Here is a 23083-nt window from a genome sequence, read left to right as displayed (position 1 = left end):
AAAAGAGATTATTTGTGATTATTCCAGCATTAGACGTATTACAAAATCAAATTGTGCGCTTGTACCAAGGTAAATACGACACAGCACAGTTTTACCCTTTCGAACTTGGCGCGCGTTTAAAAGAATACGCCGACAGCGGCGCAGGTAAACTACACCTTGTTGATTTAGAAGGTGCACGCGATCCAAGTAAAAAGCAGTGGAAACATATTCAAGCTGCAACCAAAGCACTTAACGTACCGTACCAAGTGGGCGGCGGTATTCGCTCAGAGCAAGACGTGAGCGATTGGCTAAAAGCCGGTGCAAACCAAGTGGTTATTGGTTCTATGGCAGTTGAAAAGCGTGAACAGGTTAAAGCTTGGATTGAAAAGTTTGGCGCTGAGCACTTTGTAATTGCCCTTGATGTTAATAAAACAGAGTCCGGTTGGGCGCCTGCAACCCATGGTTGGTTAAATGAATCTGAGTTTGGGCTATTTGAACTTATTGATTTTTATGTTGAGCTGGGCATTATTGATTTTTTATGCACGGACATCAGTAAAGACGGCACCATGACAGGCCCTTCATTTGAACTATACGAAGACCTAGTAAAGCACAACGCTGATATTAAAGTACAAGCCTCAGGTGGTGTGAGTTCGTTGGATGATATTAAAAAGCTAAACGAACTTGGTGTGGGCGGCGTAATTTTGGGTAAATCTTTATTAGATGGTGCCTTTAGCGTAGAAGAGGCGCTTAAATTAAGCTAAACAGATAGGTCTAAGCAGCTAAATCAAAAAAGGCACAGGTGCGAGCGCATCTGTGCCTTTTTTGTATAAAACAATCAGTTTATTTATGCTTACCCGGCAACATAGAGCCTAATACGCCATCTTGCTTTATTAAACCATGGTAAAGCGCGGCACTAACATGCATAAAAATAAACAATAAAAATGCATAAGCAATAAACCCATGTGCTTCACGGAAAAAAGCATATAGTTCAATATCTTTACTTACTAGGCTAGGCAAAGTAAATAAACCAAAAAAGCTCACATGGCGGCCATCAGCGCTTTGCATTAACCAGCCTGAAATCGGCATTAAAATCATAGATGCATATAAACCCACTTGGGTTAAATGCGCTGCTAATGCCTGAGCTTTAGGCACACTGGGTGGTAATGCAGGGCTGGTGGTGACTAGTTTATTGATTAATCTAATAGCAACTAACACTAACGCTAAAACACCAAACGACTTATGCAGCGCAATGGCCTCTACTTGCCAAACCGCTAAACTTTGCACCATCGACAGACCAAGAAATAACATAGAAAGTATGATTAATGCCATCGCCCAGTGAATAAGCATACTCGACGCTGAGTATTTATTAATTGTTTTCATTCGATATTTCCTGTTATTAATTATTTAAAAGTACTTCTTTAGCACGACGACGAAATGACTCAGCATAAGCCGCGCCACGGGCACGTAATATAGGATCGGCGCTTGGCTCTATCCCTGTAGGAAGTACCAAGGGATCAAAGTTCATATCAGCACACACGCCTCCTTCTTGCGCCTGAAGGCTTGAGATAACTAATGTGCCTGCGTTAATTGTTTTGCGTGATTGTGGCCATAAAACAGTTGGGTTATTTTCATCATCTTCAGCGGTTGCAAAGCTAAACAGCATGTCGAATTTAACGGGGGCTTGTGCTACTTGATCTTTAAGTTGTAGCTGCAATGCATCGACTGAATCATTATTAAGTGGTTGAATGTTTTCATCATTTAATTGTGGTTTAGCAATCCAGCGTACGGCGTGCTTTTTACCGTGTTCATCAACCAAATAAAAAGCGTTAATGCTGTGGTATTGCTCAGTGGCAAAACTGCTGGTTGGTTTGTAACTGGCTTTCCAGTTATTAAATGCGGCACTTTCTGGATGCGCAGCAAAAAAGGCTTTAATTTTTTCAGGGCTGCGTTTTTTGGTTACCGGATCAGGGGATAGCGCTTGTAACTGTTTAAAAAACGCATCTGGCGTCGCTACAGCCATAACTGGAGGCGTATTCATTGCCACGCGCCATTCTTGGTTATCATCGGTAGTTATAGAAAACGCTAAACTGCGCACCGGTGCTTTTAAATCAGGCGCGGTTGGGTTATTCCCTGCAATAGAAAAACGGCCAACAAAAGGAGTGGCGCCTAAATCAAATACCTTGGCTTGTGAATATATAGCAAGCTCACCGGTAGACTCAAAAGACCCCGCTAAACAAATACCTTTAGCGTGAGCACGACGAAAACCCGCATGGGCTTGATCACCTTGTTGTAAATTAACAAAACGCTGCGCAGTAACCGCATCGCTGTTAAAAGCGTCGGTAAAATATAAAATCGTCAGTGCAAATAAAGTGATTATTGCAATTAAGGTGATTTTTTTACTCATGGTAGGATTAGACCTCGTATGATTATTTTCATGATGATTATGTTTGGAATTTTTCATAGTTTTAATTACGTCTTTAAATTAATGGCTAACCATTACTGAGATATGCTTTAGATCGGATAGCTTTTATTTAGTTATACCGACACGACACTCACAAGACCGACCCCAAGCAATTAATATTTCAATTCAATTAATAAAAATCCCACTTTAAGTATTTTAAATTCCAAAAATATAATCTTTATAAGCTGCGCTTTAAAAAAACCGATTGTTAATTATACTAATGTTGATACAAAGCAAGCATTGGGGTGCTGATTTATTACGTTCTACAAAATCACACAAATTAAAACAAAACCGTACAGCAATAATAAACTGTTGAAATTAAAATATTATTTATTACTCACTAGTTATCTACTGCTTTTTTCAAGTAGTAAGTAGTTATAGCTTAATAAACAGCATTACAGGTAAATTCGAAAATAAACACATTTACGCATTTTATAATTTTAAACCACACAAAAATGCCAACGATTAACACCGCACTTTTTATTTAAGGTAAGCAAGATGATCAATAAACGATGTTTTACTAAATTTAATTTTATTAGTATTGCGCTACTGTTTTTGTTAGCCGGTTGTTCAGATAGCGAAGTCAGCACTCAAAAACAAAAAAAGCCTCGTCCTGTTAAGTTAATAACCATTGATGATGGGTCTCAATCAAAAACACTCACCTACCCTGCCACTATAGATACAATAAACAGCTCAAAACTGGCCTTTCAGGTCAGTGGTAAACTAGAAAAGCTCAACGTTATTGCCGCGCAAAACGTAAAAAAAGGAGACGTAATAGCCGCATTGGAGCAACGTAATTTTGTTAATGAAGTTAAATCAAGCAAGGTACAGTTTGAAACGGCCGACAATGACTATCAACGTGGTTTACAGCTTGCAAAAGATGGGGTTATTTCACAGCGAGATATAGAGCAACTAAAATCTAAAAAAGAAGTAGCCGAATCACAGTATGACTCAGCGCAAAAAGCCTTAACGGATAGCACTATTGTTGCTCCTTATGATGCCATTGTTGCAGAAGTTCCGGTAAAGCAGCTTGAAAACATCAGTGCTGGGCAACATGTAGTTACCCTTTTTGGTAAAGGTGAAATGGAAGCGGTTGTAAATATTCCCGCTTCAGTTGTGGCTACGGTTGATTCTAAACAAAACAATTCAGCGACTGTTATTTTACAAGATGTATCGGCTCCCCCTATTGCTGCCACATTTAGACGTGCCAATTTAGAAGCCGATTCTGCCAGTCAAACCTATGAAGTACGCTTTTCGTTTGCTGTGCCCAATAACCTTAATATATTACCTGGCATGAATGCCAGCCTAAAAATAGAGCGTCAAACGAGTTCAACTGCTACACGACTGGCGGTACCTACCTTTGCCATTTTTGAAGAAAACGGCCAGCATTTTGTATGGACTGTTGACCAACAAACAATGCAAGTATCAAAAACACTCGTCACTATTGAACAAGGTATTGGCGAACAACTGATTATTACTGCGGGGTTAAAAGCAGGTGATGTGATTGTAGGTGCAGGTGCAAACTATGTGACTGAGGGTATGAAAGTACGTCCTTGGACTAAAGCATAGGAGCGCAGTAATGGATTTAGCAAAGTGGACAATAAATAATAAATTAATTAGCACTATACTCATCATTTTAACGCTTGGCTTTGGTTTTTCGTCATACAAAAACATGGCTCGGTTTGAAGACCCCGAATTTATAATTCGCACCGCACAAGTATTTGTTTCTTATTCAGGCGCGAGCCCGCTTGAGGTTGCTAAAGAAGTGACCGAGCCGCTTGAGCGTGCCATTCAAGAGTTACAAGAAGTCGATACTATATCGTCGACCTCATCAACGGGCTTATCTGAAATTAAAGTAGAAATTAAATCAGAATTTTCGCCAACCAAATCTGAGCTACAAGTTATTTGGACTAAACTCAGAAACAAAATTAACGATACTCGCCCAACACTTCCTCCTGGTACAGGGACCCCCAAAGTGTTTGATGATTATGGCGATGTATATGGCTTGAGTTATTTAATTACTGCCGAAGGTTACTCCCCCGATGAACTGCATGCCTATGCTAAAACGCTACAAAGTGACATTTTACAAGTAGACGGTGTAGCAAAAGTTGCCATGACGGGCGTACAACAAGAGGGGATATTTGTAGAAATAGCCCGAGAAGAGTTAGCTTCTTTAGGCGTGTCTATTAATAACATTTACGGTATTTTGGATGAACAAAACGCCGTATTGAGTGCAGGTAATACCCAAATTGGCGATCAACGTATTTTTATTGATCCCACCGGGGAAATAAACTCCGTTGATACCATTAAAAACCTACTGGTAAGTGCCAGTGCTAAAGGTAAAACCATTTACCTAAAAGATATTGCCAATGTATACCGCGGTTTTCAAAGCCCAGCAACCAAGTTAGTGCGCTACAACTCCAAGCCTGCCATATCACTGGGAGTTGCCAGTGTATTAGGCGCTAATGTGGTAAAAGTATTTGACCGCGTTGATGACAAAGTAAAGCAAACTGAAAACCTAAGACCGCTTGGCATCAGCGTGCATGAGTTTTATCACCAAGGAAAAGTGGTACAAGACTCTGTCGATAACTTTGTGGTTAATGTATTAGTGGCGCTGGTGATTGTCATGGTCACGCTGCTGCTATTTATGGGGTTACGCTCTGGGGTTATTATTGGTGCCGTGTTACTGCTAACTATTTTTGCGACCCTTGCTACCATGGACTTTAGCGGTATACCCATGCACCGTATTTCCTTAGGTGCGCTTATTATTGCCCTCGGTATGATGGTTGATAATGCGATTGTGGTGACAGAAGGAATTTTGGTAGGCACACAACAAGGGCGTAAAAAGTTAGACATTGCCAGTGAAGTTGTAAAACAAACTAAATGGCCACTACTTGGCGGCACATTAGTCGGCATTGTTGCCTTTGCACCTATTGGCCTCGCACCGGGCGATACAGCTGAATTTACCGGTCATTTATTTTGGGTTATTTTAATCTCTTTGTTATACAGCTGGTTATTTGCCATTACCCTAACGCCCCTGTTTTGTTATTGCTTATTTAAAGAACAAGATACCGATACCTCAGCATCAGTAAAACCTAATAAACTTATGGCGTTGTATCAATCGGTTGTGGTGTCGGCGCTTCATCATCGCTGGTTAACGGTTACTGTCGTGGTTGCCATGTTTAGTGTGTCTATGTGGGGTTTTCAATTTGTAAAATCAGGATTTTTCCCAGCTTCTACCACGCCGCAAATGGTGGTTGATTTTTGGTTACCGCAAGGCACCGATATTGAAAAAACCAAAAAAGACATGCTCAAACTTGAAGCGTTTGTAAAACAACAAAACGGCGTTGAAGGCATACAAACTCTTATTGGTGGCGGCGGATTACGTTACATGCTTATTTATGGCAGCGAATCACCCAACAGCTCTTACGGGCAAATTTTAGCTAAAGTCGATGATTATAAAAAACTAGATCAACTCTTACCTAGGGTACAAAACTTCATCGATAACAACTTTGTGGATGCGCAAGGCAAAGTATGGCGCTTTGTAATGGGCCCCGGTGGTGGCTCTAAAATAGAAGCCACATTTAAAGGCCCCGATCCGAGTGTACTAAGAGAGCTGGCAGCTAAAGCAAAAGCCGTATTAATTGAAGATGGCGGTGCGCTGTCAATTAAAGACACCTGGCGACAACGCATTAGTGTTATTGAGCCACAGTACTCTGCCATTAATGCACAGCGCGCGGGTGTAACGCGCAAAGCCGTTGCCGAAGCACTGCAACAAAACTTTTCAGGGCAAATCGTTGGCCAATATCGTGAAGGCGAAGAGCTCATTCCTATTATTGTCAGAGCGCCACAAAAAGAACGCGTAGACATAAACGATATTGGTAACATTCAAGTGCAAAGCAATATAACCGGTGAAACACTGCCCCTTGCTCAAGTCACCAATGGCTTTAAAACCGTATGGCGCGACGGCATATTAAAACGCGAAGACCGCGAATGGACCATAAAAGCTCAGGCCGATCCGCTGCCAGGCGAGCTTGCTTCTGAGTTGTTTAATAGAGTAAAACCTAAAATAGACGCCATTGAGCTACCACAAGGCTACCGCCTAGAATGGGATGGCGAATATGGTCAATCCAAAGAGTCTAATGAAATGCTCGCCTCAACCATTCCGCTTGGTTTTTTAGCCATGGTGTTAATAGTGATCGTGCTGTTTAACGCATTAAAACAACCTATTATAATTTGGCTAGTCGTGCCCTTAGCGTTAATTGGCGTTGTTTTTGGGCTGGTAACCACACAAATCCCATTAGAATTTATGGGACTGCTAGGCTTGTTATCACTCTCTGGTTTATTGATTAAAAATGCCATTGTATTAGTGGATCAAATGGATATGGAAATACGCCAAGGAAAACCACGCTATGAGGCCATTATCGATTCGGCAAATAGTCGTGTAAGGCCAGTAATGATGGGCACACTCACCACCGTACTAGGGGTAATACCACTATACTTTGATGCGTTTTTCCAATCGATGTCAGTGGTACTGGTGTTTGGTCTACTGTTTGCCACCCTACTGACTTTAATTGTGATCCCCGTGCTCTACGCGATATTTATGAACGTTAAACAAGGCGAACAAACAACTAATTAATACTAACGAAAAAAATTGGCCATGCTTAGTAAAAAGTCATGGCCAATTATTAAATCGCGACTATGCAATTTATAAAAAATTCCAGCCAACATTACAGACTTTTCAAGCACTTTACGAGGCTAAAAATTCCGGTCGAAACTGCTATCGATTTTCTAAAGAAACACGCTAATTTTTAGTATTTTATGAATTTAGTCTACGGTTTCAAGATTGCGCGTTTTTCCGGAATGAATTATCACTTTTAGTTCTAACTTTTGCCATTAACATACCGCAAGTTTTATTATATAGTGGAGCCAAGAATTCATTGCATAGTAATGCATTTAGATTCATTCATTAAATTAACTATTCATTTTTATTAAAAATATAACATATCAAGTGCAGTCTATGTGTCTTCTAATGAGTTATACCAATAACAAACGTAATAATAACCATATTACAATCCAGAATTTTAAAAACGAGGTAAGCGCATGTTATCAAAACGCATAATTCCTTGTTTAGACGTAAAAGACGGCCAAGTCGTTAAAGGCGTTAAATTTAAGGGCCATGAAATAGTCGGCGATGTTTTAACACTTGCTAAAGCGTACAGTGAAGCCGGTGCCGACGAACTGGTATTTTACGAGATCAGTGCAAGCGTTGAAAAACGATTACTCGATGTGAATTGGGTAGAAAATATTGCCCGCCATATCGATATTCCATTTTGTGTAGCGGGTGGCATTAAATCGGTAGCCGATGCAGCGCGCGTGCTTGAGCGCGGCGCTGACAAAATCAGTATTAACAGCCCAGCCATTGCCCGTCCTGAGCTTATAAAAGAGTTACACGATGAGTTTGGCAAGCAGTGTGTGGTTGTCGGTATTGATAGCTTTTACGATGAAACAACCGGTGAATACTTAGTGTATCAGCTTACAGGCGATCCTAATGCCTCAAGCCGTACTCGTTATAAAACCCAAGAGTGGGTTCAGCGCGTGCAAGACTTAGGCGCTGGCGAAATTGTTTTAAACTGTATGAACCAAGATGGCGTTCGTAATGGTTACGACAATGAGCAGCTGAGTAAAATTCGCGAGCTGTGTGATATTCCTTTAATCGCCTCTGGCGGTGCGGGTAGCATGCAAGATTTTGTTGATGTATTTAAACAAAGCAAAGTAGATGGTGCATTAGCCGCCAGCGTTTTTCATAAAAATGTGATTAACATTGGCGAACTAAAACAATTTTTAACAGATAACCAAGTGGCAGCAAGATTATGCAAGTAACACAACAAAACCAAGCTCAAGTCGATTTCGCTAAAAGTGAAATGATCCCTGCTATTATTCAAGATGCCCGCTCGGGTGTTATTTTAATGCAAGGCTTTATGAACAGCGAAGCACTAAACGTTACGCTTGAGAGTAATAAAGTGACGTTTTACTCGCGTTCAAAATCGCGTTTATGGACTAAAGGTGAGTCATCAGAAAACTACTTAAACGTAGTATCTGTGCATACCGATTGTGACTACGATTCAATTTTAGTACTTGCCAATCCAGAAGGTCCAACGTGCCACTTAGGCACACAAAGCTGTTTTGGTGATGAAGCAAAACCAAGTTTAAGCTTTTTAGCACAGTTAGAAGATGTGATTGTAGCGCGTAAAAACGACGACCCTGAAAAAAGCTACACAGCGTCATTATTTGCAAAAGACTTAAGCCGTAGTTGTCAAAAAGTAGGTGAAGAAGGCGTAGAAGTTGCCCTTGCCGCTATGAAACACGATAACGATGAGCTAACAAACGAGTCTGCTGATTTAATTTATCACCTTACAGTATTGCTACAACGCCAAGGCTTAGCCCTTGAAGATGTAGTTAAATGCTTGCAAGGTCGCCATAAATAGCACCTGCTAAAGCAAATTGAAAAAGGCTCATATCTTATGGGCCTTTTTATTTTTACAGTAAATCACGTGTGATATAGTGCGTGGCTAAATTAATCGGTTACTGTGAACTATGAAAAACTATATTACTCCTTCTATTGTCGCATTTATTTTAGTTATCGCGTTTATTTTAGCGGGCTGTACCAGCAAAACTAATCAGACTACAACTACAGCAACCACTACTACAACGAATCAGTCTGTAAAAACCACAGTAACACTCGATGAATGCAGCACCATAAATAACCTAATAAATGGTTATGAGTCTGGTTTTAATTCAATCAAAACAGATAAAGTAAATAACCAGTTTACTAATAAATGGCGTACTAATACTCATATTATTGGAGCAACCTGTACGGTTACTTTAAATAATTCAGAGCAAGCAAGCTACCAATGCCAAACACCTGTTAATACACAAACGCAAACCGTAAGGTCTCATCAAAAACTGGCTAAGCAATTACGCCAATGCTTAACCACAACAGGTTGGTTTGAAAGCCAAAAAGAAACAGCAAGTTCAATTTACAGCACATTTGTACTTAATACTAAAACCCCTGTCATTACACTCTCTACCAATCAAGAAGGTAATGGGTTTTCTACTCGCTTTGAAATTGCACCACCGTTAGGGCTATAATTATGCGCCAATTAAATCAAAACAAAAAACCATCTAAATTTAAAACTGATTGCCTAGGAATATGCGAAAGGCGCAGCGGTTACTGCACCGGTTGTGGGCGTACTAACGAAGAAATTTTTGATTGGATAATATTATCTGAAGATGAAAAAAAAGCGATTTTAGAAACACCACGAGCAGATGCTAACTCATAAAAAATAAAGCCCCTAAATGTTAAAAGTAACAGTTAACTAAAAACTTTTAACTTGTTGTGACTATTCATTTTAGTTGCGCTAATACAGCTTTCGACTACTTGCTCGAATGAGTTATTAATATCTATATTTATAACATTGGGCTCATCTTCTTTTGGCACTTCTAGCGCTTCAAATTGGCTTTTGAGTAAATCAACAGGCATAAAATGTCCTTTTCTGTCCTGCATACGGCTTTTAACCAGTTCAAAATCACCATAAAGATGTAAAAAGGTAATACCTGTATTTCCGTCACATATTTGTTCTCGGTATTTCTTTTTTAATGCAGAGCAGACTATTACCGCAATTTCATTTTTCTTTTCAATGCTAAATGCAGCATCACGTATTCTTTCTAGCCAAGGCACACGATCAGCATCGTTTAAAGGCTGCCCAGATGACATTTTTAATATATTAGCCTTGGGATGTAAATCGTCTCCGTCGATAAATTTAGCGCCAATGCGCTTTGCTAATGCATCACCCACACTTGACTTTCCTGTGCTTGAAACCCCCATTACAATATAAACACGACCTACATTTGTGTTACTCATGTATTTACCCTCGCCTTAATTTAATAATTAATTATTTTCAATGTATATATTATATTGAGTTACGGGTAACATGTTACCGGTAACAAATACGAAAGTGAAGTTAAACACACACTAAACATCATAATTCACACTGAATATAAGTAGGGAAAAATGTCAGATCTATCTTTAATACTAACAGCGGCAGGCTCCATATTTTTATTGCTTTTCTTAGTAATGAAAGTACGACTACATGCTGTCGTCTCTTTAATCCTTGTTTCTATGATTACAGGATTACTCTCAGGAATGAGCCCTGAAATAATTGCCGGTACAATTCAAAAGGGAATGGCTGGAACGCTAGGCTTTGTAGCGGTGGTGGTCGCTTTAGGCGCCATGTTTGGCAAAGTAATGGAAGAAACCGGCGCGCTGGATCGTATTGCCCACACACTTTTACACCGTTTTGGAGAAAAAAACGCTAATTGGGCGCTTACCTTTACGGGCTTTATTTGTGCCCTCCCCCTGTTTTTTGATGTAGCCGTTGTACTTTTAATCGGTATTGTTTTTGCTGTGGTAAGAAAAGGCGGTGGCAGCGTTGTTAAAATTGGTATTGGGCTACTTGCTGGAATAGCGTCTTGTCAGGCGTTTCTTATTCCTGCGCCAGGGCCGATTTTGGTTGCCTCTCAATTAGGCGCTGACTATGGTTATATGATTTTATTTGGCCTTATTGCTGCCATACCGGCAATGATTATAGGAGGTCCAATTTGGGGCTCTATTATTTCTAAATCTATTCATGTAGAACTCCCACAGCACGAACAAATCGACGATAACCAAAGAGTTGGTAAAGGGACGCCTAGTTTTGGATTAGCATTAGGTTTGATTGCTTTACCATTAATTATGATTAGTTTAAATACTATTGGTAGTCGCTTTGTTGAAAAAGACTCTGATTTATATAATTGGTTAGCCTTTATAGGTCATCCATTTACTGCAATTTTAGTTGCCTGCCTAATGGCATTTTATTTGCTCGGCGCAAGGCGCGGTGTCCCTAATGCTAGAATCATGGAAATTTGTGGTAGTGCCTTACAACCTGCGGGAATTATTATTCTTGTCACTGGTGCCGGTGGGGTATTTAAACAAGTATTAGTTGATTCAGGAGTAGGTACGGCACTGGGTAATTACTTAGCTGGCTCAGGCTTACCGATTGTAATACTCGCTTTTGTATTATCAGCCGCTGTGCGGGTCATTCAAGGCTCTGCGACAGTAGCTATGCTTACAGCGTGTGGCTTAATTATTCCAATGCTTCAGCCTTTAGGCCTTGATGGAGCGCAGCTTGCCGCTGTTACCATCGCTATTGGTGGGGGCTCTATTGTGCTCTCTCATGTAAACGACTCAGGATTTTGGTTAGCGAGTCGCTATCTCGGTTTGAGCGAAATGCAAACTCTTAAAACATGGACAGTTATGGAAACCATTATTGGTACTGTTGGCGCACTTGTCGCTATGATTATTTCTCTGTTTTTGTAAAATTACAGTATGTAGAGTTATCATCACACATATAAAAATTACCTGAGCCTTTTGTTATTTAGGCTCAGGTAATTAAGATCATGTAATTAAGCTCATGTAATTTGAGTATTTAAACACTCTCACCTAGATGAACTATATAACCAGTATCAATTACTTGCTTATAATTCATGCTAGTATCCAAATCGGAATTAATCCGGCTCAACAATTCTCTTCCCGCAACATTACCTATCTGATAACGAGGGGTGATCACACTTGCTAATTGAGGCACCATTGCTTGGCCAATATCATGACCATGAAAACCCACAACCCCCATTTGGCTAGGCACTAAAATATTGTTTCGCTGGCACTCAAAAATAGCCCCAATTGCTAAATCATCATTAGTACAAAACAAACAGTCAGTATTTGGGTATTCGGCACGCGCTTTTTGTAAAAGTTCAGCGCCTAAACTGTAAGATGAAGCTTGATCAGTCATCACACTTTTAGGCGTAAAGCCTTTAGCTAACATAGCATCTGAATAACCTTGAAATTTTAGGCGTGTTCGTACATCGAGCCTTGCTCCAATATAAACAATATTGCGATAACCTTTATTTAAAAGTGCTGTCGTCATATCAAAAGCTGCTTTAAGGTTATCAAAACCAACCGCTTGTTGCATAGGAGAGTGATGAGTATCCATTATTTCAATCACAGGTACGCCTGACATTTCAATCATTTTTAGCGTTCTGTCTGTGTGTGTGGTTTCTGATAAAATTAAACCATCAACGTGGTACGACAATAAATACTCAACCCGTTTTTCTTCAATTTCAGGGTTGTAACCATAATGGGCCAACATTGTTTGATACCCTGCAGGCCCTGTTACATCTTCAATACCTCTTATAACTTGAGCAAACACGTGATTCGTTAACGATGGAACGAGTACACCAATAGAGTAGCTTTTAGCATTAGAGAGTAAATCAGGGGCTTTATTTGCAATGTAACCTAGCGTATCAATAGCTGCACTAATTTTAGTGCGAGTAGACTCTGATACTTTTTCGGGATTACGTAAATAACGACTCACCGTCATTTTGGTTACACCAACCGCATCGGCAATATCTTGAAGAGAAGAACGTTTGTTTTTTTTCATCACACACAATTAAATAAAATGTTACTTGTAACATACCAACTATTGTGAAAAATCACTACTTTTAGCCATTTTTATTTAGGTTATCACTAAGCGATTACCCAAGAGATTTAAATAACCTAGACCTATTTTAATGAATAAATCTGTATTTGTACCAATAACATTAAACAGAGGCTCAGATACTCCGAGCCTCATCGTAATTAAAAACTTATAGCAATCTCAACAATTGCGAACCAGGTACGCCGCTTTGTGGTAATAACGCGGGGGTAACTGCAAATACTTCTGGAATTTTACTTTTAATTTCATCCATCTTTTTACGGTTATTTTGTTTATCATAAACATAATATTTAAGGATATTTCCGTATACATTGTCTTTTGCATCAACCTGCTCTAGGGTTTTTAATGCTTTATCGTAATCAGCAAGGTAAATGTATGCCAGTGCTAAGTTATCAGCAGAGCCAACATGTAGCTTCCCTTCAAGCTGTTTTGATAAATCTTCAAGCTCTGCAACAGCAAGCTCATAACGCCCTAGCTGTATATAGGCCGTTGCTAGTGAATTTTTTAAAAAGTAAGGCGGGTTACTGCCCGGCTCGTACCATTTTTCGTAAGCACTCAGTATGTCATCATATTGCTCAAGTTTAGAGTAAACGTGATTTAGCAGCCTAAAGCTTTGTAGTTTGATTTCAGCTTCTTCAAAACCAGTAAGTTTGTCTCTATTCAAGTGCCAATCTTGAATGCCTTGCGCAGCTTGGCTTAACAGTTCAGGGTTATCACTTTTTGCCCCAGCAGCGCTTTTTAGAAGCTGTGCAAGTTGTTGTTTATATTCTTCACTTTTAACAGGAGCCTGAGACGTATTATTACTTTGCTGTTTGTTATCTGAACTACCGTCTACAATTTGCGCTGCAGCTAAAGCACTAAAAGACATTGCCGCCGCAACCATAACCAAATATTTACTTTTCATTGTTTTTTCCTTGTTTAACATTTTGATCCTCTGAATATTAAAACTCTTAGAATGAGCAATATTCAAAAGTGGGGGGGTAAAAAAGTTAGGCGAGCTTTTAGCACTTTGCTCTTGTAGCAATAAACTGGCTAAATCCAATTGGTATTTACCTTTTAGCTTTTGCATACACAACTCATCACAGCTAAGTTCGAGTTGCTCTTTTGCTAAACCAGTTAACTTTAAGCAAATAGGATTCCACCAAAAAACGCTTTCTATAAAACAAATAAGCCACGTCCAATAAATATCACCTTGTTGTAAATGAGTTACCTCGTGTTGAATGACTGAATCTAATTCTTTACGGTGTGTCATCGTCGACTCTAACCAAATAACAGGCTTTATTAACCCGGTAGCAAAAGCAGGTTCTGTATGGGTTGTTAGTCTAATTGGATACTGATTGTTAATGTGGTTAAGTTCAGGACTTGGCTTTGAGTTAATGTATAAATTTTTTATAAGCTTTACATATAAGCCCACGCGTAATAAAAACAGTCCAAAACCACTAACAAGCAAAATAATAAAAATATTACTCATTGATGGAACAAAGTCCCACATACTCTGCTTACTTAGTAGCGTGTTCGGAGTCGTTGTGTGTAAGGTATCTGGTATTAATACTTTTATATCGGGAACAATTTGCGCCACATTTAATGTGTAACGTTCTGATCCTTCAAAAAATGATAACTGAGATAAGTATTGCCAAGGGACAAACCAACATGCCAAGGCAATCATTAAAATGTAAAAGTTTAATCGTGCTGGGGCATTTTTAAGCCCTTTTACTGTAAGCAAAATACATAAGCTAATAAGTGTGCAAGTTAGTAAATAATCCGTCATTACCCTCTCCTTTAATCTAACTTCTTATTTTTTAAAAGCGTTTGTAAATATTCTATATCTTCATCATTTAGCTTTTCTTCTTTGATAAAGTGGGCAATTAAACTACGAGAATTACCTTTAAAAAATCGTTGCATAAAACTAGGCATAGCTTGCTCCGATAATGTGTCTTGAGTAACTATTGTTCTAAAAACAATAGCTCGCCCTTCATGTCCACAACGCTCAATCGCTCCTTTGTGTTCTAACCTATCTACAATAGTCTTAACTGTTGTATAGGCTACTTTTTTATCTTTTTGCTTATCAGCTAAAAGCACCTTATGTAGTTGACTCGCGGTACAGGGTTCTTCCTGCCAGAGCAGCTGCATAATATCCATTTCAAAATCACTAAGTTTCATTGTCGCTCCTATTACTACACTTGTAGTGGTACTGTTACAAATGTAGTAGTAAGTAATCTTAGTGTCAATACAAAATTGACATGTGAATAAAAAACAAACGGTAGAAATATAAAAGTCTTAGGAAGGTTTTATAAAAAAGGTAGATAAAATAAAGAGGTATACTTATTAATAGATTTTAGAAAAACATAAAAAACGATAGTTTATTTTCAACTAACGCTTTTTATGCTTTAAAGTTTTTTATGAAAGGTAGTGAGGTAACTATGCTTTATCGAGCGCTTGGCTTACATCGGCAATTATGTCAGCAATGTTCTCAATACCGACCGATAAACGAATTAAATCGCGGCTTACGCCCGCATTAGCAAGCTCTTCATCATTTAATTGGCGGTGTGTGGTTGACGCAGGATGACACGCAAGCGACTTGGCATCGCCAATATTAACTAAGCGTAAAATCATGTTTAGCGCATCAATAAAACGAGTGCCTGCTTCTAGGCCACCAGCAATACCAAAGCTTAAAATACCCGATGCTTTGCCACTGGTAATTTTTTGACTCATTTCGTTATACGGGCTTGATTCAAGCCCTGCGTAGTTAACCCAAAGCACTTTTGGATGATTTTCTAAATACTCAGCCAAGTGCTGTGCATTTTCGCAGTGGCGATCCATTCTTAAGCCTAAGGTTTCAAGGCCGATTAAAATGTCAGATGCGTTTTTAGGGGCAAGCGCTGCGCCAGTATTTCTAAGTGGCACTACTCTACAACGACCAATAAATGCAGCTTCAGCAAAAGCTTCGGTATAAACCACATTGTGATACGACGGATCGGGCTCGTTCATCATTGCAAAACGCGTGGCATTCGCTTTCCAATCAAATTTTCCTGAGTCGACAATCATGCCGCCAATAGCAGTACCGTGCCCGTTTATATACTTTGTAAGTGAGTGAACCACTATATCGGCGCCCAGCTCAAATGGGCGGCATAAATACGGCGTAGCCACGGTATTATCAACAATAAGCGGCACACCTTTGCTATGTGCAATACGTGCTAAACGTTCAATATCAACAATATTACCTGCAGGATTACCAATAGATTCACAAAAAACAGCGCGGGTGTTGTCGTCAATTGCATTCTCGAACGCGGTAAAGTCATCGGCTTTAATCATGCGCGCTTCAATACCTTGCCTAGGTAAGGTATGTGCAAATAAGTTATACGTGCCACCATATACTTGGCTGGTACTTACAATATTAGTGCCTACTTCACACAAGCATTGAATAGCATACGTAATAGCGGCCATCCCAGAGGCAACAGCTAGCCCACCAATACCCCCTTCCATTGCAGCAATACGTTGCTCAAGTACGGCATTAGTTGGGTTCATTATGCGGGTGTAAATATTTCCAGGTACTTTTAAATCGAATAAATCAGCGCCATGCTGCGTGTTGTCAAATGTATAAGAAGAAGTGTGATAAATAGGCACGGCTGCCGATTTGGTCGTAGGCTCAGATTCGTAACCGTGGTGCAGTGCTAATGACTCTAATTTCATAATTATTTCCTTCAATTAATTTACCACTAACCTAGCACTTCTTGGTTATAAAATGTACATGAAATATATTTAAGGGTGTTAAGGTGATTTGATTTAAGTTAAGGCGGTTAATAGCTATGAGTTCAAGGATTATGTTCTTTTGAACTTTTTAGAAAAGCCATATAAAAAAACTTTATATGGCTGTGTTCTTCCATTAGGTAGTAAGTTATTTTAAGGTTATATTTAATGAATTAGTATTAAGCACTAAATAAAACAAGCTTAATCGAAATATGTATTAGAAACTTTAGAGGACAACATAAATTACTAATATTATTTGTATTGTATGGCTCGAATATATTCAATAAGTTGGTCAACAGGAAGCGGCTTTGAGAAAAAGTATCCTTGAATCCTAATACCTTTATATCTAGATAAGTGTGTAATTAGCTTTTCATCTTCTACCCCCTCTACTACCACTTTTTTGCCTAAGTCATAACAAACTTTGATAATGGTATCTAAAAGCTTTCGTTCTTTCGTATCTTTATCCGCTCCAAGAGTAAACTCTCGATCAATTTTAATAATGTTCGCGGGCTGATTAGCAAGATATGACAAACTTGAAAAACCAGTCCCAAAATCGTCTATAGCAACATTCAAACCTGAATTAATTAATTCAAGTAATGTTTTCTCTATAGATGTCTTTTCTTGAAAGGAGGACTCAGTGACTTCAACAGTGAAATTTTTATATGTGATGTTATTTTGAGTAAGTAAATGGAGTAAGTCGATAGAAAAATTGTCTTTAATAATCTGCTTGGTTGAAAAATTAACTGCTACGGTTATATTTTGCAGTTGCGAATGTTTTTTTATATCGTGAAGGACTTGATTTAAAACTTGTTTACCTACTTGAACTATTTGACCCGTAGTTTCTGCTACAGGGATAAATTTTGCCGGAGAGATCCATTCACCGTTACAACACCACCTAACTAGCGCTTCAACACCTACAATTTGGTTCCCATTCAAGTTATGTATAGGTTGGTAGAACACTTCTAATTCGTTGTTCTTTAGAGCCGTGTGTAAATTATTTCGGATAATAATTTTTTCGCTGTGTTTATCATCCATTATTTGTTGATAAAAGTGTATTTGATTCCCTCCAAGCTCTGTAGATTTTTCAAGGGCTATATTTGCTTGCTGAAGGTTAAGCTTAAAATTAAATAATTCGGGGGTTTGATAAAATACCACTCCAGCACTTGCAGTAAGATTGAAGTCAAATGTGTCTATACAGTACGCTTTAGATAAATCGAGTATTAGAGCCTCAATTTTTTGCTCAAGGATAGCTGGTGTAGTATCTGTAAAATATAAAACAAAGCTATCGTTAATTCCCTTAGAAATTAATACTCGGTTGTCAACATTTATACTTATTCTTTCAGAAGCTTTTTTCAGAATTTTATCACTGATTTCATAACCTAAAGAGTTATGTATCTCTTCATAAAAATCTAGTTTAACTATTACAGTTGCAAAATTACTATATCCTCTAACCGAGCTAAGCTGCAGAAACTCTTCTTCCAAAGCTTTCAATCTCAGTAAACCAGTTAATTCATCATGCTTTGTACTAAACTCTAAGGCTCTTGATGAATCAGCTACCAGTACAAAAATAAATATAAATAGAAACGTAAACCATAATATTAATTGATCAATTATGGTATCAATGTGTATTGCTTCATAGTCATTGATAAAGGTATAGACATTATGTTCAACTAAACCCATCACATTTATTTTTTCAGTGATAAAATGGTTATAACGGCTAGTTAGCTTGTTTAAATCAGACTGAGTTTTATTTTTATAGTCTACTGAAAAGTATACATTTGGAGTTAATTCTAAATATGTATCATACCGACTAAGATATTTTAAATAACTTTTCTCTAATAATAAGTTCATATCTAGTAAATTTAATATATAAAAACGACTTTGATTCGCAAGTTTAACAGGGGCTAAAAACATTAAAATTGGTATATCGGAGTCTAGAGTTAATGAGTTAGCTGCAAATTGGACTTCCTCTATATCTCTTTTAAGCCATAATTTTATTGTAGGTTTTTCTAGCATTCCATTTAAGTAAAAACTGCTAGAAAAATTATCGCCTGAAATATAATTTAATTCATTATCAAGAACTAAAACACCTTTGATTATATTATAATCACTAATGTAATTTTTTGAGTCTATATTAATTAGACGCATAAAATCTTCAAAACTAACTTTTTCTACTCTAGTCTTTATTCTAGCTAGAGCTTTTTTCTGTGAAGCCAAAGAGCGGTTTATCATTGTTTCTAATAAGTGTATTTTTTCTCTTGCATTAGCATCTTGGGTTCTGACTAGATTCAAAGATGACTGATGCCACACAGTTGAACCGATTAATACAACTATAAATACGACTAATTTTATTTTTTTCATTTCATTTATTTTTATATTTTTATGAAAAGCTTTGATAGTAATTGCTGAAAAACAAGTAAACATAAAAATGGCGTACAATGATAAAGTAAATGGGTTGTTATCAAGGCTTCCCAGATCGAAATTAACCTGCATATGAAATAAAAAAGAAAACTGAATAAATAGAAAACACAATGCAGCAACTGTAGCTATTGCGATGCAATACTTCTTTGTATATAGACTTACTTTTTTTATGGTTGCTAAAACGCCTGCAATTAACAGTGAAATTATTGCCGTCGTGGGGCTTATCACCTTCATTAATTCATACCCAGAAAAAGTAGATTCAACCATTCCTAGTGCAAAAATAATACAGTGAAAATACAAAATAGCGCTATATAAAATACTAGTCGCACTTCTTGTCACATTCAATCTCATATCATAACCCATTAAATTTATCAGCTGCCCCAATGCAGTTTAAAAGGATTGCTTATATAATTCAATGCAAACATAAAGTATTACTTATTAATCATTTTTCTTGTGAAGTGGCCGAGAAATACACTTTTGATTGTAAGACCTCCAAGTTGACATCCATGTTTTCATTATATACGATACATAATAAATCATATACGGTATATACAATGGGAATAGTGAAAATATCAGATGGGCTGCATGAAGAAATTAGAAAATCGAGTAATATCATGTCCAGATCTATCAATTCACAAGCAGAGTTTTGGATTAAAATAGGCATGCTTGCTGAGTTAAATCCGACACTTACCTACCATGAAATAATTAAAAAACAACTCATAAAAGAAAAGCTTACTATTCAGGATCTTTTGCATGAGTAAAGCAACAATAAAGACTGATGCAGAAATTGAGCTCATGAGAGATTCAGGAAAGCTTTTAGCTCAGGTATTTAAAATGCTTGATGATTTTATTTGCGAGGGCATAACTACGTTAGATATAGACACTAAAGTAGAAAGCTATATTACCAATGTGTTACATGCTCGTCCTGCCAGTAAAGGCCAATATGGCTATCGGTATTCATTGAACTCATCTGTTAATGACGTAGTGTGCCATGGTGTACCCAATAATATTTATAAATTAAAAAACAAAGATATTTTAAATATTGATATTACCTTAGAGAAAAATGGTTATATCAGTGATTCAAGTAAAATGTATACTTTTGCAGCGACAAGCTCAGAAGCCAAACGATTGGTTAAAACGACTTATGATGCTATGTGGGAAGGTATTAAGGTGGTAAAGCCAAAAGCAACGCTTGGTGATATTGGCTATGCTATTCAAAAGCACGCTGAATCTTCTGGTTATAGTGTAGTACGTGAATATTGCGGTCATGGTATTGGTAAAGAAATGCATGAAGAGCCGCAAGTTTTGCATTATGGTAAACCTCATACAGGGTTAGTGCTTGAAGCAGGTATGACCTTTACTATAGAGCCTATGATCAACCAAGGTTCCAAGAAGGTAAAAACTAAAAAAGATGGATGGACAGTCGTAACAAAAGACAAGAAACTTTCTGCTCAGTGGGAACATACCGTTCTAGTAACAGAAACGGGCTTCGAAGTTTTAACACTTCGCGATGAAGAGAAGCGTGCTTAGCAAAACTAAGTTATGCTACTGACGTATACAAACCGTAACCCATTATGATTAATAAAAAAGGCGCTTCCTTTACGGTAAGCGCCCTTCTGTTATCTCACTAATTACTTATTTTACGATTGTCATTTCGTCTAATAAGTTTTGTGCATTATCTACTTTATCCATTACCCACAGCATGTAGCGTGAATCAACGTGGATTGAGCGATTAAGCTCAGGGTTGTAATCCCAGTCACCAATAATACTTTCGTAAACACCGTCAAACAGTAAACCAACAAGCTCTGCTTTGCCGTTAAGTGTTGGCGAACCTGAGTTACCACCGGTAGTGTCTACATTTGATAAAAAGTTTACTGGTACTGTATTCATGCCGCCCGTGTAATCACCGTAAAGCTTGGCTTTAATTTGCTCTTGTAACTTTTTAGGTGCATTAAATGGGTCAACATCGGTGTTTTTAGCGAGTAACCCTTCAAGCGAGGTAAAAGGTGTTGCTACCAAGCCATCTTGAGGTGAGTAGCCACCTACGGTGCCATAGGTTACTCGTAATGTGCTATTGGCATCGGCGTATACAGGTTTGTTTTTAGCTTTGTTAAACGCAATGATTGCGCTCATTAGCTCTGGGCGAGCTGCTTGTAATTTACCTGCAAGTGCTTTTGATTTATCTTCCTGTGCTTTCATTACTTTAAATATGGCTTTAGCATACTGCACAAATGGGTCTTGGCTTTGATTTAGCTGGCTAAACGATTGTTCAAATAATGAATTGCGAACAGTGGCATTATCGAGTCTTGACTGCTCATACATGCTATCAAGTAACGCGCTTTGAGTTGCTTTATCAAACCCATTTTGTACTTTAAATACGTTATCAACTTCGCTAAAACGCTCTTCTTTTGGAAGTGCTGCATACAGCTCTAAAAAGTGCAGTAAAATAGCTTTATCTACTTTGCTATCATAACGGCGGCTCATACGCTCAAGCCCCGCTTTAATGCGAGGTAAATCACGTTCTTGATAACCAGATTCACGTTCGCTATTTGGCTTTTGTTTTTCGTAAGCTAGGCGGTATAAACGTCGTGCTGTGCTGATCATTTGTGAGCGATGTACATAACCTAACATTCGGTCGCGTTCACTGTGCTCTTGTGATTGTGCAATTAGCTCAGATAGCTCACCTAATACGCTTCCGTATTGCTCTTTACGCTCACCATCACTATTGATCCATTGTGTTAACTCTTGCTCAAACTGTTTTTTGCGCTCAAGCATAGTGCCTTTTTTGAAGCTTTCGATCATCGAACCATAGTTTTTAATATAGTTGTTATAACCTGCAATGGTGCTTTCGTAAGCAATACGCGCTTTACTGCCGTCTTCTGAGTTTTCTTCAATAAGCGACACGTATTTTGAGTTATGAACGCGTGCTTTAGGGTAGCTGTCGTTAAATACGTTATCTACCTCTGTTGCTATACGGTAGCGGTTAGTACGCCCTGGGTAGCCTGTAACCATTACAAAGTCGCCTTCTTGCACGCCTTTGGCACTTACTTTTAGGTAAGAGTCAGGTACGTAAGGTACGTTGTCTTCGCTGTACTCAGCTGGTTTTCCATCTTTGCCTACATAAGCACGGTAAAAACCAAAGTCGCCTGTGTGGCGCGGCCACATCCAGTTATCTATATCGCCACCGTATTTACCTACGCCCATTGCCGGTGCATAAGATAAACGTACGTCTTTAATTTCAAGTGACTTAATTAGGTAAAACTCTAAGCCACCATGAAATGAATACACATTACAACGGTAGCTTTCGTCGGCTTCACACTGGGCTACTAGCGCTTTTTCGTTTTTTACTATTGCGTCGTAGCGTGCTTTACCGCTTAGTTCTTCAATACCTTTACTAACTTTGTCAGTCACATTAGTAACTGTTTCTGTGACGTATACGCGTGAACCCGGCGCTGCTGGTAAGTCCTCAGCAGGACTTTTAGCTAAAAAGCCATTTTCTAAGATATTGTTTTCAGGCGTTGAGTTGTATTGTACCGAGCCATAAACACAGTGATGGTTTGACACAACTAAACCTTTAGGCGATACAAACGATGCTGTACAACCACCTAGGCTAATTACCGCATTCATTGGGAATTCGGTTAATTTAGAAATAGATTCAACATCAATTTCAAGCCCCTTGGCTTTTAAAATTGATTCTAACTCTGGAAGTTGGTGTGGTTGCCACATGCCTTCGTCGGCTAAGGCACTACTTGAAAGTGATAAAGAAAATGTGGCTACTAATGTAGCTACAAGAGGTTTTAAACGCATTATAGAATCCTTTTTATTTGTTTCTATAACAGGTTACTCGCGATGGGACAATAAGGTCAATAGCCGTGCAATGAAT

At 38.4% G+C, this 23083-nt stretch carries 19 protein-coding genes; 10 read left to right on the top strand and 9 right to left on the bottom strand.

Features of this window, described 5'->3' with window-relative positions; genetic code table 11:
* Positions 1 to 14 precede the first annotated feature (14 nt).
* Positions 15 to 740, top strand: coding sequence for a 1-(5-phosphoribosyl)-5-[(5-phosphoribosylamino)methylideneamino]imidazole-4-carboxamide isomerase (gene hisA / locus AAEY62_RS00735; RefSeq protein WP_101163487.1), 726 nt, complete (start codon positions 15 to 17; stop codon positions 738 to 740).
* A 79-nt stretch (positions 741 to 819) separates the two neighbouring features.
* Here hisA and AAEY62_RS00730 read toward each other — a convergent pair whose 3' ends face one another.
* The gene (locus AAEY62_RS00730; protein ID WP_101163486.1) at positions 820 to 1359 is read right to left on the bottom strand and encodes a cytochrome b; all 540 of its coding nucleotides are present in this window, start codon (positions 1357 to 1359) and stop codon (positions 820 to 822) included.
* Between the two features lie 16 nt (positions 1360 to 1375).
* The gene (locus AAEY62_RS00725) at positions 1376 to 2383 is read right to left on the bottom strand and encodes a catalase family peroxidase (RefSeq protein WP_350634424.1); all 1008 of its coding nucleotides are present in this window, start codon (positions 2381 to 2383) and stop codon (positions 1376 to 1378) included.
* Between the two features lie 555 nt (positions 2384 to 2938).
* Here AAEY62_RS00725 and AAEY62_RS00720 point away from each other — a divergent pair.
* The 6 genes from AAEY62_RS00720 (at position 2939) to AAEY62_RS00695 (ending at position 9783) form a co-directional block, all read left to right on the top strand.
* A complete protein-coding gene (locus tag AAEY62_RS00720) occupies positions 2939 to 4009 on the top strand; it encodes an efflux RND transporter periplasmic adaptor subunit (protein WP_101162867.1) in 1071 nt (356 codons plus the stop codon).
* 10 nt (positions 4010 to 4019) lie between these two features.
* Positions 4020 to 7079 carry an efflux RND transporter permease subunit gene (locus tag AAEY62_RS00715; protein WP_101162866.1) on the top strand — a complete coding sequence of 1020 codons (3060 nt, stop codon included), beginning with the start codon at positions 4020 to 4022 and terminating at the stop codon, positions 7077 to 7079.
* Between the two features lie 464 nt (positions 7080 to 7543).
* Positions 7544 to 8323 carry an imidazole glycerol phosphate synthase subunit HisF gene (gene hisF, locus AAEY62_RS00710; protein WP_101162865.1) on the top strand — a complete coding sequence of 260 codons (780 nt, stop codon included), beginning with the start codon at positions 7544 to 7546 and terminating at the stop codon, positions 8321 to 8323.
* The gene (hisIE, locus tag AAEY62_RS00705) at positions 8314 to 8928 is read left to right on the top strand and encodes a bifunctional phosphoribosyl-AMP cyclohydrolase/phosphoribosyl-ATP diphosphatase HisIE (RefSeq protein WP_007580656.1); all 615 of its coding nucleotides are present in this window, start codon (positions 8314 to 8316) and stop codon (positions 8926 to 8928) included. Before hisF ends, hisIE begins: the two co-directional genes overlap by 10 nt.
* 109 nt (positions 8929 to 9037) lie before the next feature.
* On the top strand, positions 9038 to 9592 hold the full coding sequence (locus AAEY62_RS00700) for a hypothetical protein (RefSeq protein WP_197236776.1): 555 nt from the start codon (positions 9038 to 9040) through the stop codon (positions 9590 to 9592).
* Between the two features lie 2 nt (positions 9593 to 9594).
* Positions 9595 to 9783, top strand: a complete 189-nt coding sequence (locus AAEY62_RS00695) for a DUF1289 domain-containing protein (protein WP_002960277.1) — start codon at positions 9595 to 9597, stop codon at positions 9781 to 9783.
* Positions 9784 to 9815: 32 nt separating this feature from the next.
* Here AAEY62_RS00695 and AAEY62_RS00690 read toward each other — a convergent pair whose 3' ends face one another.
* On the bottom strand, positions 9816 to 10364 hold the full coding sequence (locus AAEY62_RS00690; protein WP_197236777.1) for a gluconokinase: 549 nt from the start codon (positions 10362 to 10364) through the stop codon (positions 9816 to 9818).
* Positions 10365 to 10514: 150 nt separating this feature from the next.
* On the opposite strand from AAEY62_RS00690, the gene gntU reads away from it, so the two are divergent.
* Entirely contained in the window at positions 10515 to 11858 is a 1344-nt protein-coding gene (gene gntU, locus AAEY62_RS00685; RefSeq protein ID WP_350634423.1) for a gluconate transporter, read from the top strand.
* A 109-nt stretch (positions 11859 to 11967) separates the two neighbouring features.
* Here gntU and gntR read toward each other — a convergent pair whose 3' ends face one another.
* The 5 genes from gntR to AAEY62_RS00660 all read right to left on the bottom strand — a co-directional run bounded on the left by gntR (position 11968) and on the right by AAEY62_RS00660 (position 19539).
* Positions 11968 to 12978 carry a gluconate operon transcriptional repressor GntR gene (gntR, locus tag AAEY62_RS00680; protein WP_197236779.1) on the bottom strand — a complete coding sequence of 337 codons (1011 nt, stop codon included), beginning with the start codon at positions 12976 to 12978 and terminating at the stop codon, positions 11968 to 11970.
* Between the two features lie 205 nt (positions 12979 to 13183).
* Positions 13184 to 14800: a M56 family metallopeptidase gene (locus tag AAEY62_RS00675; protein ID WP_010552958.1), complete on the bottom strand. Its 1617-nt coding sequence runs from the start codon at positions 14798 to 14800 to the stop codon at positions 13184 to 13186.
* 11 nt (positions 14801 to 14811) lie between these two features.
* The gene (locus AAEY62_RS00670; protein ID WP_002960288.1) at positions 14812 to 15192 is read right to left on the bottom strand and encodes a BlaI/MecI/CopY family transcriptional regulator; all 381 of its coding nucleotides are present in this window, start codon (positions 15190 to 15192) and stop codon (positions 14812 to 14814) included.
* A 258-nt stretch (positions 15193 to 15450) separates the two neighbouring features.
* Positions 15451 to 16722, bottom strand: coding sequence for an O-acetylhomoserine aminocarboxypropyltransferase/cysteine synthase family protein (locus AAEY62_RS00665; RefSeq protein WP_058550287.1), 1272 nt, complete (start codon positions 16720 to 16722; stop codon positions 15451 to 15453).
* A gap of 309 nt (positions 16723 to 17031) precedes the next feature.
* The gene (locus AAEY62_RS00660; RefSeq protein ID WP_350634422.1) at positions 17032 to 19539 is read right to left on the bottom strand and encodes a putative bifunctional diguanylate cyclase/phosphodiesterase; all 2508 of its coding nucleotides are present in this window, start codon (positions 19537 to 19539) and stop codon (positions 17032 to 17034) included.
* A 215-nt stretch (positions 19540 to 19754) separates the two neighbouring features.
* On the opposite strand from AAEY62_RS00660, the gene AAEY62_RS00655 reads away from it, so the two are divergent.
* The gene (locus AAEY62_RS00655) at positions 19755 to 19961 is read left to right on the top strand and encodes a ParD-like family protein (RefSeq protein WP_024596935.1); all 207 of its coding nucleotides are present in this window, start codon (positions 19755 to 19757) and stop codon (positions 19959 to 19961) included.
* Positions 19954 to 20730, top strand: coding sequence for a type I methionyl aminopeptidase (gene map, locus AAEY62_RS00650; RefSeq protein WP_197236781.1), 777 nt, complete (start codon positions 19954 to 19956; stop codon positions 20728 to 20730). The genes AAEY62_RS00655 and map overlap by 8 nt, the downstream gene beginning before the upstream one ends.
* A 105-nt stretch (positions 20731 to 20835) precedes the next feature.
* Here map and AAEY62_RS00645 read toward each other — a convergent pair whose 3' ends face one another.
* Positions 20836 to 23007, bottom strand: coding sequence for a S46 family peptidase (locus AAEY62_RS00645; RefSeq protein ID WP_197236782.1), 2172 nt, complete (start codon positions 23005 to 23007; stop codon positions 20836 to 20838).
* Positions 23008 to 23083: the final 76 nt, after the last annotated feature.

This window comes from Pseudoalteromonas sp. GW168-MNA-CIBAN-0100 (assembly GCF_040309225.1).
Classification (GTDB): domain Bacteria; phylum Pseudomonadota; class Gammaproteobacteria; order Enterobacterales; family Alteromonadaceae; genus Pseudoalteromonas; species Pseudoalteromonas arctica.
Note: the sequence above shows the minus strand (reverse complement) of the source record. Positions and strands in the feature narration are given on the sequence as shown.

Coding starts and splice junctions, on each gene's coding strand:
- AAEY62_RS00730 (WP_101163486.1), bottom strand. CDS start 1,359: ATGAAAACAATTAATAAATACTCAGCGTCGAGTATGCTTATTCACTGG.
- AAEY62_RS00725 (WP_350634424.1), bottom strand. CDS start 2,383: ATGAGTAAAAAAATCACCTTAATTGCAATAATCACTTTATTTGCACTG.
- AAEY62_RS00720 (WP_101162867.1), top strand. CDS start 2,939: ATGATCAATAAACGATGTTTTACTAAATTTAATTTTATTAGTATTGCG.
- AAEY62_RS00715 (WP_101162866.1), top strand. CDS start 4,020: ATGGATTTAGCAAAGTGGACAATAAATAATAAATTAATTAGCACTATA.
- hisF (WP_101162865.1), top strand. CDS start 7,544: ATGTTATCAAAACGCATAATTCCTTGTTTAGACGTAAAAGACGGCCAA.
- hisIE (WP_007580656.1), top strand. CDS start 8,314: ATGCAAGTAACACAACAAAACCAAGCTCAAGTCGATTTCGCTAAAAGT.
- AAEY62_RS00700 (WP_197236776.1), top strand. CDS start 9,038: ATGAAAAACTATATTACTCCTTCTATTGTCGCATTTATTTTAGTTATC.
- AAEY62_RS00695 (WP_002960277.1), top strand. CDS start 9,595: ATGCGCCAATTAAATCAAAACAAAAAACCATCTAAATTTAAAACTGAT.
- AAEY62_RS00690 (WP_197236777.1), bottom strand. CDS start 10,364: ATGAGTAACACAAATGTAGGTCGTGTTTATATTGTAATGGGGGTTTCA.
- gntU (WP_350634423.1), top strand. CDS start 10,515: ATGTCAGATCTATCTTTAATACTAACAGCGGCAGGCTCCATATTTTTA.
- gntR (WP_197236779.1), bottom strand. CDS start 12,978: ATGAAAAAAAACAAACGTTCTTCTCTTCAAGATATTGCCGATGCGGTT.
- AAEY62_RS00675 (WP_010552958.1), bottom strand. CDS start 14,800: ATGACGGATTATTTACTAACTTGCACACTTATTAGCTTATGTATTTTG.
- AAEY62_RS00670 (WP_002960288.1), bottom strand. CDS start 15,192: ATGAAACTTAGTGATTTTGAAATGGATATTATGCAGCTGCTCTGGCAG.
- AAEY62_RS00665 (WP_058550287.1), bottom strand. CDS start 16,722: ATGAAATTAGAGTCATTAGCACTGCACCACGGTTACGAATCTGAGCCT.
- AAEY62_RS00655 (WP_024596935.1), top strand. CDS start 19,755: ATGGGAATAGTGAAAATATCAGATGGGCTGCATGAAGAAATTAGAAAA.
- map (WP_197236781.1), top strand. CDS start 19,954: ATGAGTAAAGCAACAATAAAGACTGATGCAGAAATTGAGCTCATGAGA.
- AAEY62_RS00645 (WP_197236782.1), bottom strand. CDS start 23,007: ATGCGTTTAAAACCTCTTGTAGCTACATTAGTAGCCACATTTTCTTTA.